Annotated in this window: 12 protein-coding genes and 1 riboswitch; of the genes, 11 read left to right on the plus strand and 1 reads right to left on the minus strand. The window is 43.3% G+C overall.

The annotated features are described in order from the left end of the window. Positions 1–25 precede the first annotated feature (25 nt). The 11 genes from spoVT to SALPA_RS14275 all read left to right on the plus strand — a co-directional run bounded on the left by spoVT (position 26) and on the right by SALPA_RS14275 (position 11,602). Positions 26–592, plus strand: coding sequence for a stage V sporulation protein T (spoVT, locus tag SALPA_RS14225; RefSeq protein ID WP_021168599.1), 567 nt, complete (start codon positions 26–28; stop codon positions 590–592). Between the two features lie 175 nt (positions 593–767). Beyond that, positions 768–2,369, plus strand: coding sequence for a polysaccharide biosynthesis protein (locus SALPA_RS14230; RefSeq protein WP_145095238.1), 1,602 nt, complete (start codon positions 768–770; stop codon positions 2,367–2,369). A gap of 2 nt (positions 2,370–2,371) precedes the next feature. Further along, the gene (gene mazG / locus SALPA_RS14235) at positions 2,372–3,841 is read left to right on the plus strand and encodes a nucleoside triphosphate pyrophosphohydrolase (RefSeq protein WP_145095241.1); all 1,470 of its coding nucleotides are present in this window, start codon (positions 2,372–2,374) and stop codon (positions 3,839–3,841) included. 94 nt (positions 3,842–3,935) lie between these two features. Next, entirely contained in the window at positions 3,936–4,211 is a 276-nt protein-coding gene (locus SALPA_RS14240; RefSeq protein ID WP_145095244.1) for an HU family DNA-binding protein, read from the plus strand. 83 nt (positions 4,212–4,294) lie between these two features. Continuing rightward, entirely contained in the window at positions 4,295–4,996 is a 702-nt protein-coding gene (locus SALPA_RS14245; protein ID WP_145095247.1) for a response regulator, read from the plus strand. Between the two features lie 276 nt (positions 4,997–5,272). Beyond that, the gene (gene pstB, locus SALPA_RS14250; protein WP_222427992.1) at positions 5,273–6,028 is read left to right on the plus strand and encodes a phosphate ABC transporter ATP-binding protein PstB; all 756 of its coding nucleotides are present in this window, start codon (positions 5,273–5,275) and stop codon (positions 6,026–6,028) included. 16 nt (positions 6,029–6,044) lie between these two features. After that, entirely contained in the window at positions 6,045–6,701 is a 657-nt protein-coding gene (phoU, locus tag SALPA_RS14255) for a phosphate signaling complex protein PhoU (protein WP_145095253.1), read from the plus strand. A 406-nt stretch (positions 6,702–7,107) separates the two neighbouring features. Continuing rightward, positions 7,108–7,195, plus strand: a riboswitch (cyclic di-GMP riboswitch). Positions 7,196–7,532: 337 nt separating this feature from the next. Next, positions 7,533–9,566, plus strand: coding sequence for a methyl-accepting chemotaxis protein (locus tag SALPA_RS14260; RefSeq protein ID WP_145095256.1), 2,034 nt, complete (start codon positions 7,533–7,535; stop codon positions 9,564–9,566). Between the two features lie 78 nt (positions 9,567–9,644). Continuing rightward, on the plus strand, positions 9,645–10,004 hold the full coding sequence (locus SALPA_RS14265) for a sulfite exporter TauE/SafE family protein (RefSeq protein ID WP_222427993.1): 360 nt from the start codon (positions 9,645–9,647) through the stop codon (positions 10,002–10,004). After that, complete coding sequence (locus tag SALPA_RS14270; protein ID WP_186451073.1) at positions 10,001–10,402, plus strand: sulfite exporter TauE/SafE family protein; 402 nt, start codon at positions 10,001–10,003, stop codon at positions 10,400–10,402. Before SALPA_RS14265 ends, SALPA_RS14270 begins: the two co-directional genes overlap by 4 nt. A gap of 21 nt (positions 10,403–10,423) precedes the next feature. Beyond that, on the plus strand, positions 10,424–11,602 hold the full coding sequence (locus SALPA_RS14275; protein WP_145095262.1) for a CaiB/BaiF CoA-transferase family protein: 1,179 nt from the start codon (positions 10,424–10,426) through the stop codon (positions 11,600–11,602). Between the two features lie 135 nt (positions 11,603–11,737). Here SALPA_RS14275 and SALPA_RS14280 read toward each other — a convergent pair whose 3' ends face one another. After that, positions 11,738–13,531 (minus strand): ATP-binding protein, encoded by a 1,794-nt coding sequence (locus tag SALPA_RS14280; protein WP_145095265.1) that lies wholly within the window; start codon positions 13,529–13,531, stop codon positions 11,738–11,740. Between the last annotated feature and the right edge of the window lie 40 nt (positions 13,532–13,571).

Genomic DNA, 13,571 nt, shown 5'->3' on the forward strand with positions numbered 1-13,571 from the left:
AAAAGCTATAGAAAGGGGGATACTGGTGAAGGCAACCGGAATTGTACGCAGAATTGATGATCTAGGCCGGGTTGTAATACCCAAAGAAATTAGACGAACTCTTAGAATCCGTGAAGGCGATCCTCTGGAAATATATGTCGACCGTGAGGGTGAGGTTATTCTGAAGAAATACTCTCTGGTCGGGGAATTGGGGGATTTTGCCAAGGAATATGCAGAATCCTTGTTTGAGGCTATTGGACATATTATTTTGATTGCAGATCGTGATAATGTAGTCGCAGTTGCGGGTGGCGCTAAAAAGGAGTTTTTGAGTAAGCCTCTCGGCCCAGCAGTGGAGAAAGTAATGGAGGAGCGTAAAACTGTTTTAATCAGCAATCCTGGTGAGTCCAAACATTGTCAGGATTGCGCCTCCCAATGCGAAGACGATGAAACCTGTAAATTCACAGCTGAAGTCATTGCCCCCATTCTTGTGGAAGGGGATGCCATTGGTGCAGTTATTATCTGCTCCAAGGAACCGGGAATACAAATGACCGATATGGAGGTTAAGCTAGCCGAAACAGCAGCAGGATTTTTAGCAAAACAAATGGCCCAATAATAGTTACACAATAGGCGAAGTAGCGGACAATAACACTCCTGTTAAGTTCGCTACTTTTATATTATTTTTGCGTATTCATTACGGTTCGCTAATTATGGTTTTAATGACAGGTAGATTTTGCTATAATAGGTAAAGTGGTCAACAGAGACCAGATTTGGAGAGGAATGACTCGGTATTGAGCAAAGATACATTTTTAAAAGGTGCGTTGATTTTGACAGTAGCCGGAATTGTTGTAAAAATTATCGGCTCGGTTAACCGCATTTTACTATCCCGTCTGTTGGGCGGCGAGGGGGTAGGCCTGTACCAAATGGCTTATCCTATTTACTTATTGGCGCTCAGTATCTCATCAGCCGGTATTCCGGTGGCTATTTCCATCATTGTGGCTGAAAAACTGGCTCGCAGTGATTACCGTGGCGCAAATCGCGTTTTTCGGATTTCGTTAGGGGTATTGGCGATTACCGGCATTGTGTTTACCTTTCTTTTGTACTATGGCGCCGGGTGGCTGATTGAACATCATTTTGTCCGTGATGCCCGTGCTTACTATGCCATTGCTGCATTGGCTCCAGCCATCTTCTTTGTAACCGTACTATCCAGTTATCGAGGTTATTTTCAGGGGCTGCAAATGATGACACCCACGGCGGTTTCTCAGATTTTTGAGCAGCTTTTCCGGGTTGTCACAATGATTGCTTTTGCCTATATTCTGATGCCGCATGGTCTGGAGTTTGCCGCAGCCGGAGCGAGCTTTGGGGCTGGTCCTGGTGCTGCCGCCGGACTGTTGGTACTATTATATTTTTATTGGCGGCATAAACCTGGTTTTAAGCATAAGATGAAAACCCAGCCGATGGTTATCCAGGAATCTAGTGTTAGTATTGTCAGCCGGATTGTGAAACTGGCGTTACCAGTATCACTAGCGAATATCATGCTGCCAGTGGTATCTAATATTGATCTTTTAATTGTGCCAGCCAGATTAGAAGTGGCCGGTTATACTGTAGAGCAGGCTACCGAGTTGTTTGGTTATCTCACCGGTATGGCGGTGCCACTGGTTAATTTGGCAACAATTTTGACGGCATCGCTTGCCGCAAGTTTGGTGCCGGCTGTATCGGAGGCCTATACACTTTGTGATAAGCAGCTGATTTATCAGCGGATATCCACAGCAATGCGTATTTCCAACCTGATTACCATTCCAAGCTTTGTGGGATTGTTTTTACTAGCTACACCTATTTCACTGATGTTGTATGGCACGCCGAATGCGGGCACGTCTATTGCCATTTTAGCGGTCGGTATTTTTCTTCTAGGCATACATCAGGTAACAACCGGCGTGCTGCAGGGGCTGGGTCATACGGCTATTCCTGTTATCAATATGGGCATTTCGGCTGTAGTAAAAATCATTATGAGTTGGACACTTACTGCTATACCGGCCTTGGGTATTATGGGGGCCGCCTGGGCCACGGTTGCTGATTTTGGCGTGGCAGCACTTTTAAATATGGTTTTCGTTTACCGGTATGTCGGCTTTAGTCTCAATATCAGGGATGCTTTTAAAACTATCATAGCCTCTGCTGTCATGGGGGCTGTTGTGCTCTTAAGCTATGATGCTATAATGAGCCAAACACTCCATAATAGCGTGGCTACATTAGGAGCTATTAGTGTGGGTGGGATGGTATTCGGTATTGTTATTTTATTGGTTGGCGGGGTTGCGGTCCGCGATATTGAACAACTACCACGGGTAGGTGGAAAATTGGCGGTTATTTTAACGAAATTCAGACTGTTGAGGCGATAACTATGGGAATCACTATTGTCGGACTTGGTCCTGGCAGCTTTAAGCACATAACACTGGAAACATGGGAACTATTGAACGGGAACAGAACGCTATTGTTACGTACGGCCAAGCATCCTTGTGTAGATACGCTCAAAGCGCGCGGGGTTAGCTTTTCCAGCTTTGACTATTTGTATGAGCAGGCCGAAGACTTTGCCAGTCTGTATCAGCAAATTGCTGCTGCTGTGATTGAAAAAGCAAAACGAGGGCAGGATATTGTATATGCTGTTCCCGGCAGTCCGCTGGTAGCGGAAAAGACGGTAGAGTTAATTAGTGCACAGGCCGGAGAAGCCGGGGTAAGCCTTACTATTATTCCGGCCATGAGTTTTTTAGAGATACTGTATACAAGACTGGGTGTAGATCCAATCACTGGTGTAACCATTGTGGATGCGGCTGATTTGACGCTTTTACCGCCTGATCTTGTGACTGGTTTAATTATTACCCAGGTATATAGCCGCCAGGTAGCGTCAGATGCTAAGTTAGCACTAATGGATTATTTGGGAGACGAATACCAGGTTACTGTTGTCCGTCATCTGGGTTTGCCGGAAGAACAGATAACCAAGGTAATGTTGTTTGAACTTGACCGGCTTGAAGGCATTGATCATCTTACGAGTGTATATGTACCGCATCGTCCGGCGCGCAGTAAGCTATTTTCGCTTGATCCGGTGGTGGATGTAATGGCCCGCCTGCGCTCGCCTGGCGGATGTATCTGGGATATTGAACAGACACATCTTAGTCTGCGCCGTTATATTGTGGAGGAGGTGTATGAAGTACTGGAAGCCATTGAACTGGCTGACGGTGTTAAGTTATGTGAAGAACTTGGCGATTTATTGCTCCAGATTGTATTCCATGCGCGTTTGGCCGAAGAAAGCGGTGGTTTTACCATGCAGGAGGTGGTGGATACAGTTACCGAGAAAATGGTGCGTCGCCATCCCCATGTGTTTGGGAAAATAACCGTGCGTGATGCGGCTGAAGTTGTTGTTAATTGGGACCAAATTAAAAAACGGGAAAAGGCTGGTGAAAGGATAGGGGTGCTTGATGGTATTCCTATCGGCCTGCCTACCCTTATGGCGGCTTACAAACTGCAAGCCAAAGCGGCTAAGGTTGGTTTTGACTGGGATGATATTGGCCCGGTATGGGACAAGATAGCAGAAGAACTTGACGAATTGAAAGAAGCAGCAGCGCTGCCTGAAGCTGAGCGTGCTCAGAAGATGGAAGACGAATTAGGTGATGTGTTATTTGCTGTTGTCAATTTGGCCCGGTTTATGGGGATCGATCCAGAGACCGCACTTAACCGCACAAATAATAAATTCAGGCGGCGGTTTAATTATATTGAGGCTAGGCTCAAAGAGCAAGGCATAGCCTGGGAAAGCACGATTTTAGCTGATTTGGATGTGTTGTGGGAAGAAGCCAAGAAAAAAGAGAGCGCTGGATGAGTTTTTTTGCCATTTTTTTTAATCATAGCAGGAATAAAATATTACGTAGCGAATAAAGCTAATCGTAATCGATTTACGTTAGGGGGACACGATTGTGAACAAAACTGACCTGGTTAAAGCAGTAGCCCAAAAAGCTGATATGACTCAAAAGGATGCCGAGAAAGCTATTAATTCTGTATTCGCCGCTATTGAAGAAGCCTTAGCCAATGATGATAAAGTGCAAATTATTGGATTTGGCACTTTTGAAGTGAAGACTCGCGAGGAACGCAAAGGACGTAATCCACAAACTGGCAACGAGATTACAATTCCAGCTTCCAAGAACCCGGTATTCAAAGCAGGTAAGGGGTTAAAAGATACTGTAAACATGTAAAGAGTAAGTGGACAAGACTACAATAAACCAGGTTTTTTGAACCTGGTTTTTGCTTTATCCAGTAATGAGGAGAGACATCATTTATGACAGGTAAGATTTTGATAGTAGATGATGAAATTAATATCCGTGAACTTATAAAGTTCACTTTGGAAAAGTCAGGCTATAAGATCATTGAGGCTGGTGATGGACAGGCGGCTGTAACTATGGCTAAAACCGAAAAGCCGGAGCTTATTGTGCTTGACCTAATGCTGCCAGGCATGGATGGTCTTGAAGTATGCCGAATTGTGAAAAACTCCCGGGAAACAGCCGCTGTTCCTATTATTATGCTTACCGCTAAAAGTGAGGAAATCGATAAAGTAATTGGGCTTGAACTAGGGGCAGATGATTACATCACCAAGCCATTTAGCCCGCGCGAACTCTTGGCCAGAATTAAAGCTGTCCTCAGGCGCAGCAACAAAGAAAGCGCAGTCGGTGGCGAATTGGTACTGGGTAAGCTTAGACTTAATTTTAGTCGTTATGAAGCCTATTTAGGGGCGGTCAAGCTGGAGCTTACTCCCAAAGAATATGAAATGCTCAAGTTGTTTGCAACAAATACCGGCAAAGTATTTACCAGGGAACAACTGCTGGAAAAGGTATGGGGCTACGAATATTTTGGTGATACCAGAACTGTTGATGTACATGTGCGGCATTTAAGGGTAAAATTGGGCCAAGAGAATGAAGTTGCTGAGGCCATTGAAACCGTACGCGGGGTTGGGTATCGGTTTAAGGATTTGTCAGAGAACTAAGTCGCGGTAGAACATGTTAGCTGCATAGATTTTATAGTAAAAAAGGCTGACAAACTTGTTAACACATTGTATATAGTATAAGGGGCGAAATTGCCACACTGCGCTCGCAATGACGATGGAATTGAGTTTCCACTGCGTCATTGCAGACGTAGGTGAAGCATTTCGCCTTTTTTTTAGGGGTATAAATTTTAAAAAATTTTAACAAGATGTTAACATTCAGCTGCCTATTTTTATGTTATATTGCATATGAGAAACTACAGGAGGCAAAACTGGCTTATGAGATATAAAATCCAGGTAAATAAGTTGAAGCTGTATTATGGTGATGTTCTGGCCCTAAAAAAGATCTCAATTGATATTGCGGAAAACAGTGTGTTGGCGTTAATCGGCCCATCGGGCTGTGGTAAATCGACCTTTCTCAAAACACTTAACCGTATGAATGATTTGATTGAAAGTGTAAAAATTGAGGGCGAGGTATTGCTTGACGGCGAGAATATATATCACCCCAAAATCGACACAGTTATGCTGCGGAAACGGGTGGGCATGGTTTTTCAGCGCCCCAATCCATTTCCAATGTCCATTTATGACAATATTGCCTACGGACCGCGTATTCATGGGCAATCCAACCGCGCGCTATTGAATGAAATTGTCGAGAGGAGTCTGACTGGTTCGGCACTTTGGGATGAGGTTAAAGACCGGCTGCATTCCTCAGCAATGGGATTATCCGGTGGTCAGCAGCAACGGCTTTGTATTGCGCGTTTGCTAGCCGTTGAACCTGAGGTACTGTTAATGGATGAGCCTTGCTCTGCGCTGGACCCGATATCGACGATGAAGATTGAAGAATTAGTAACTGAGCTGAAATCACAATATACGATTGTCATGGTTACGCATAACATGCAACAGGCAGCGCGGGTATCTGATTATACCGGCTTTTTCTTAAATGGCGATTTGGTGGAGCAAGATAAAACTGACAATATTTTTACTCGCCCACAGGATAAGCGAACGGAAGATTATATTACTGGACGTTTTGGGTAAAAGGAGGGATTGAAAAATGGTAACAAGACAAAGTTATGATCAGGAACTGGCGGACCTGCGCCAGGCCTTGCTAAATATGGGCAAGGCGGTAGACCGAGCAATTGATGAAGCCGTAATTTCGCTGGCTCAACAGGACAACGAATTGGCTCGTAAGGTTATGGATTCTGATGATGAAATTGATCAGATGGAAATTGATATTGAAGATAAGTGCATGGTGCTGATCGCCAGACAGCAGCCCTTGGCCCGCGATTTGCGGATTATCGGCACTGGCCTTAAAATTACTACTGATTTGGAACGAATGGGTGATCATGCCTATGATATAGCCAAAATAGCGTTGGCCATGAATAAGCAATCCTTGATTAAACCGCTTGTTGATATTCCCCGTATGGCGCAAATGGCGCAAAAAATGCTTAAGGATTCTCTGGAAGCCTATACTACTCTTGATATTACGCTGGCTGAACAGGTGTGTTTAAACGATGATGAGGTTGATAATATCTATTATCAGGTATTTAGAGAACTGTTGACTTATATGATGGAAGACCCCACAACTATTAGCCAGGCCACAGAGCTTATCTTTGTTGCTCGCTATCTGGAACGAATTGCTGACCATGCCACTAATATTGCAGAATGGACCGTGTATTTGGTAACAGGGCAGCGACGGCGGAAAAAATAGTATGTAGTGCAATAAGAACAGGCGAGATTTGCTACGCTGTTGCTCGCAATGACCAGGGACGTCATTGCGGACAACGCGAAGTAATCTCGCCTGTTTTATTTAAAAAATCAGACTAGAATAGAGAAGTACAAAAGGGATGCATCTTTTGAGGTAACTTTATTGTGAATCGTAAACATATAAAAACTAAATAGGTCATTTATTTTGTTGACTTATGTTTGGTTATATATTATTATTTATGTAAAATATACCACTAAATATATAAATAGTAAATTTTGTTATGATTTGATAAAAATCATCAGATTTTATCGAGGAATTTATTAAAAATCTTTGCGCCAAATAGCAGATCTATTGGGCAGGGTAAAAATATATTCAAGAATAAAAGGAGTCAAAGAATTGTTTCTTTGACTCCCATAGTTAGCAAACTTATCGAAAGGTAAGGACGCAAAGCCATGGGTCTATTGTACCACGGGTACTATGATTGCCAGGTTGCCGTTTTAGTTTCACTAAAATGTTTTAAACCAGACTAAAGCGAAGTCTGGTTTTGTTTTTGTAGGGGAACAAATAATAGAATCAAAAAATGGTGATATGAGTGAGTCAAAGAGGGAGAAAAGCACAGAAGAAATTGAGAAAATTATGACGAAAGGTGAATGAGTTAATTTGTATTGAAGTCTTTTGTGCTCTAGAGTGGCATAGATATGTGCTGCTGAAAGGGGGGAGTATCATCATGTAATTTGTAGTTGCCTGTAATTTAGTAGTAAAACAAAATAATCTTAAAGACAACGGTTTCATTCCGATTTGTGCTTTAAGTGGATCGAGGGGTATGGTTATAAGATGAAGGTTACCAGTATTAAAGTAAAACTACTTTTAATTTTTTTGCCATTTGTTATAGTATCTTTTGCTATTTTGTCTGGTATAAGTTACTTTATATCCCGGCAGGCTTTAAACCAGAGCGTGGAAGATACTGCTATGTCAATAGGAGCCGATTACTCTCATCGTATTGAAAGTCAAATTAATGGTGCAAGAGTTCAGTTAGAATCATTTTCCAGTGTTAGTCCGATATACAATCCTGTTGATAAACAGACACTTGTAAAAAATTTAAATGATTGTTCCAAACATTTAGATGGCTTAGCTAATATAATATACCTTTATCCTAGTGGTTCAGGATTACGTCCAGATGGCAGCAAAGTTGAAGCTGGTGACAGGGAATATTTTAAAAAAACAATAGCAAATTGCAAGCCTGTTGTTTCAGATGTGATAGTCAGTAGAACCACTGGGAAAGTGGGCATCAATGTTGCCGTTCCTGTTCTCAATCAGGGACAAATAACCGGTGTGCTTACAGGCTCTATGGCTATGGATAGTCTTGCTGAACTGGTGAAAGAGCTGCAATTTGAGGATTCAGGATATGGGTATATTCTTGATTCGACAGGTACTATCATTGTAAATCCTCACAATAAGGATATTGAAGGAAAATTAACTCTTAGCAGTAAGACTATTAATCCAGATTTGAATTTAAAAGTAACAGAACTAGATAATAACTTAGTAAATTTATTTAATAAAGCTGCCTCTTCAGGAAACCAGGTACGAGGGGAATACATTTCCGAGGAGGGGGTTAATGTCATTGGTATAATAACTCCAATTAATCTAGCAGGCGGGAACCGCTGGTTCATGGTGGTGAATGCCCCGAAAGAAGAGGCACTGCACGAAGTCAATGCGTTAATGTGGGCAATGTTGTCAGTATCAATTGTTTGCCTGGTGGCGGCAATCTTATTTGTTATAATAATTAGTCGACGTATTGCTAACCCCATAGCGTTAATTAGGGATGAATGCTTACTATTAGCAAATGGTGATTTAAGAGAACGTGAAAGGACGATTGTTTCGCATGATGAAATTGGTCAGTTGGTCAATGGGTTTGCGGATATGCGGAACAATCTATATGCGCTGATTTTAAAAATAAAAGATTCAACAAACCAAATGGCTGATATCTCGTGCAATATGGCGGAAGGGGCAAACCAGAATGGCGAGACTGCCAATAAGATCGCTATAACTATAACCGAAATAGCTGAAGGGGCCACACAACAGAATAAGCAAATTATTGAAATTCGAGAGAAAGTGGAAGCTACTAGAGAACATGTTCATGCCGGCCTTGCAGAAGCAGTTGCAACACTGGAGTATGCCACCGGGACTTCACAGGCTACCAATGAAGGAATAAAATCATTGCAAGCAGCAACTGGTCAGCTGACTTGTTTACAAGATATTGTTAAATCTGCAACTGGATCAATGCAAAACCTGGGCCGACGGTCACACGAAATCAGCAGTATAGTGGACATTATTACCAGTATTGCGGGACAGACCAACCTATTGTCCCTCAATGCGGCCATTGAGGCAGCAAGGGCAGGGGAGCATGGCAGAGGCTTTGGTGTCGTAGCAGAAGAAGTTCGGAAACTGGCCGAACAATCAGCCCATGCGGCAACGCAAATTAGTAACCTTGTACAAGATATCCAATCTGAAACAGATGCTACGGTTCGTATTATGGAAGACAGTATGACGCAGGTTGATTTGCAGGTAAGTAATTTTGAGAATGTTGGGGAAGTCATAAAAAAAGCGACCAATGCAATTGTGCAGTCAGAACGCAATATTAGCAGTTTGCAAAATCATTTAGAAATTCTAGAAAAATATTCGATAAGCGTTCAGGAGGCCGTTATGACTATTGCTGAGGTTGTTGAAGGAACAGCAGATGCAACTGGGGAAGTTGCCGCAACGTCAGAAGAGCAATCCGCCTCAACAGAGGAAATTTCAGCCTTAAGTAAAAATATAGCCGACATAGCCGAAGAACTAAAAGTACTTATTAATAAATTTCGAGTCTAAAAGCTAAGGTGAGTTGATTTGTAAATAATGATGAATTTTGCCAGTATAACGTTTTAATGCTGCAGAGGGGGATGGGATTTGCCAAAAAATTTTGTTTCGATTCTTGCAATCGGCTTTGTTGGCGGCATGTGGAGTGGTTTTCTGGGACTAGGCGGAGGTGTAGTGTTGTTAGCAATCATGGTGACTTGCTGGAAGGTGGAGCAGCATGTTGCCAATGCTACTTCATTAGCTGTGATCTTTCCAACAGCAATTGTGGGAAGTTTGCTGTATCAGCACCAGGGATTTTTGGATATGATGCTTGCAGCAAAAATCGCGGTTGGTTGTATTGTCGGCGCGTACTTGGGCTCAACATTAGCATGCCGGTTACCAGCAGCTACCTTAAAAAAATATCTCTCTGGCGCACTGATCATAGTTGGAATATGGATGGTGATTGGATGATACTGTTTTTATTGGGCTTGGTCATGGGCTTTCTCAGCGGCTTAATGGGTATTGGCGGCGGAATTATTATAGTACCTGCTCTCGTTCTTGGCTTTGGTATGTCACAGCACGCAGCCCAGGGAATATCATTGATGCTCATTATTCCCACTGTTCTATCAGGATTGATTACTTATCACCGCAAAGGCTTTGTTGACTATCGAATGGCAGGGCTACTGGCCGTAGGCTCTTTAGGCGGTGCTATCTTCGGAGCCAGTTATGTTCAATACATCCCAGCTTTTATACTGAAAAAAATATTTGGGGCAGTTCTCGCTTTGCTTGGGTATAAAATGTATCGCGATGTTTCTAAACGCTTCATCCTGAAGGGTAATGCAGTGGAACTAATGGACGAAGCAAAATAATTCGAACAGTAGGAGGAAAAAATGCCATTAAAGAATATTGTTGTTTTAGATTTGACGCGGGTGTTGGCTGGACCATTTGCAACTTCGATGTTAGCAGATTTCGGCGCTACGATTATTAAAGTGGAGCCTCCCGGGGGCGATGATGCGCGAGGCTATGGTCCTTTTATAGGTACAGAGAGCCGCTATTTTATGGGACTCAATCGGGGCAAGCAGTCGATGACCCTTAATCTGAAAAATCCTCAGGGACAAGCTGTACTAAAGGAAATGGTTCAACAAGTAGATGTGCTTATTGAAAATTACCGTCCGGGAGTGATGGAAAAATTTGGCCTGGGCTATGAAACACTTAAAAAAATCAATCCAAAGCTCATTTATGCAGCCTGCTCGGGTTTTGGCCAGACTGGCCCATACCGGAATAAATCAGCCTATGATATAACTGTTCAGGGAATTGGCGGTATTATGAGTGTAACCGGTCAGGAAACTGGCGAACCCACGCGGGTGGGGATTCCGTTCGGTGATATTCTGCCTGGACTGTATATTGTTAATGGAATACTCTTGGCTTTGTATCATCGCCAGCAAACAGGTAAAGGACAGATGGTAGATGTATCGATGCTTGATTGTCAGGTAGCGGTCATGGATTCACATATCGGCAAATATTTTGCTACTGGGGTGGTGCAAAAACCGATTGGCAACCGGCATCCGACAGTCACTCCGCTGGAATCGTTTAAGACGCAAGACGGCTATGTTATCGTTGCTGCAGGCAACGAAAAAACCTGGGAGAAATTCTGCTTGTTGCTTGACTGTCCGCAATTACTAGCTGACGAACGTTTTTTATCTAATAATTTAAGGACTCAAAACCGCGATGAACTCAAGCAGCCGTTGGACGCAGTTTTCATAACTAAGACCTCCGAAGAATGGATAAAGCTATTGGAGGCGGCGGGTATTCCCTGTGGCATAATCAATACCATTGATAAGGTCGTAGAAGACCCACAGGTATTGGCTAGAAAGATGATTGTTGAAGTTAACCACTCGGTTGCTGGTAAGGTCAAACTGGCAGGCACTCCCATTAAAATGTCTGAATCTCCTGGGTGTATCCGTGATGCTTCGCCATTATTAGGCGAGCATACAAACAAGATTCTCCAACATTTTTTAGGAATGGACACTCAGAAAATAGCTGAGCTACGGGAAAAGCAAATAATTTAAATTAGTAGAAAACATAAGAACAGCTCAGTTTACTTGTTTTTATTCTTAACGCGCTATGAGTCGAGGAATGGTTCCTCGACTCATAGTTTTTTTGTATAGACCAGCTAGTAGAGCGGTGATGTCCATCTGACACTATTATTGACTCAGCTTTTCAGTACCTGGGAGAGTTATCGTAAAGGTTGTTCCCACATCAAGCTTGCTTTGAACCGTAATGTGGCCACCTAGCATCTCGATAATAAACTTTACAATAGCCAAACCAAGGCCAGTGCCGCCAGCCGAACGGGTGCGGGCTTTGTCTACCCGGTAAAACCGGTCAAAGATCAGAGGCAGGTCTTTAGCCGGGATACCAATGCCTGAATCTTGGACAGCAATGTGTACCTGATTATTTTCGGACCAGCAGGTAAGGATAATTTTCCTTGTTGCCGGAGTATACTTAATGCTGTTTTCGAGTAAATTTACAATAACTTGTTTGAACCAGTCGGGATGAGCCAACGCAGTGAGGGGTGCTTGACTGTATTCTAAGGTAACTGTTTGGTTTTTTTGTTGCCAACGCGGTGCCATATCCTGCTTGGCCGCAGTCAACACGGCGATAATATCAATTGATTCTAACTTGATTTGTTCGCGGTATTCTTGGGCATTTAGCCGGGCTAACTGGAGTAAATCCTGGATAAGGCGATGCATACGGTCAGATTCGTTGTAGATAATGCGTACAAATTTTTCCCTTAGTTCAGGCTGCGCCAGTGCACCGTCAAGCAGGGTTTCAGCAAAGCCTTTGATGGCAGTAAGCGGCGTAGCTAGTTCATGTGAAGCATTGGTAACAAAATCAGCCTGGCGGTCATGGATTTCCTGGAGGGTTGTTATATCATGAAAAACAGTTAATATGCCTGTAGAATCGTTCTCAGCACTGATGATGGGGGCCAGGAATACCTGAAATACCCGCTTTTTGCCGTGAATATTTGTCTTTAGGTCAATAAGCTTGTTTTCTTGCAGCTGCAGAGTACCTTGGATTGCCTGGTCAAGCAGGCTATTGCCGATAACCTGAATATTGTGTTGGCCCATCATTTGCTCGGTTATACCGAAAGTGGTTATTGCTGTTTTGTTGGCGGTTGTTACCTTGCCAAATCGGTCTAGCAGGATAACGGGATCACCCATATTTTGAAGAATGAGCTCCAGCTTATGTTTTTGGGCAATGATGTCATTGACTTTGTCTTCCAGACTGGAGGTTAGGTTGTTGAGGGCATGAGCTAAGATTTCCAACTCATCTCCTGTCTTGATAAATACCCGCTTACTCAGTTGACCTTGCGCGATTTCATTGGCAGTTTCAATAATTTTTTCGAGCGGACGGGTGTATTTATAGGCTAAGGCCAGACTAAAGGCGATAGCTACCAGGAAGGTCAGGCAGCTGGTCGCCAAAAGCGCTGATAATATCTTGCGGTAGCCTGCATCAACATGATCAAGGGGCATGGCCACACGGACAACCCCGGTAATCTCATCATGGTAAAAAACAGGTGTGGACACATAAAGTAAGGACTTGTCCTGGGTAGTGCTTGTCCGAATGCTGTAGCCATTGTTGCCGATAAGTGCTGCAGCTATCTCAGACCGGTCCAGGTGGTTTTCCATGAGTTCTGGATTTTGCTGAGAGTCGGCAATGACAACGCCGGTGGTATCAACAACTGTGACCCGCAGGTCAATACGGGAGCTGAGCTCCTTAATTTTTTCATCAATTTGCCCTTTTTGGATCGGGCCGGACATATCCCGGTAGATTAACTCTTCAATGATTTTAGCCTGGTTAAGCATGGCAGAATCGAGACTGGCAATATTGTGTTGGTAAAAAAACCATAGTATATAGCTTCCAAGCGCTACCAATGTAAAGAGAATGAGTGCTAAAAAGGATAAAACCAGCCGGTTGCGAAGGTTGCGGGTAAGCATGTATGGAATACCTCCTTACAACAAAATACGTTATCTATAG

The sequence above is a fragment of the Sporomusa sp. KB1 genome (genome assembly GCF_007830295.1).
Lineage (GTDB): Bacteria > Bacillota > Negativicutes > Sporomusales > Sporomusaceae > Sporomusa.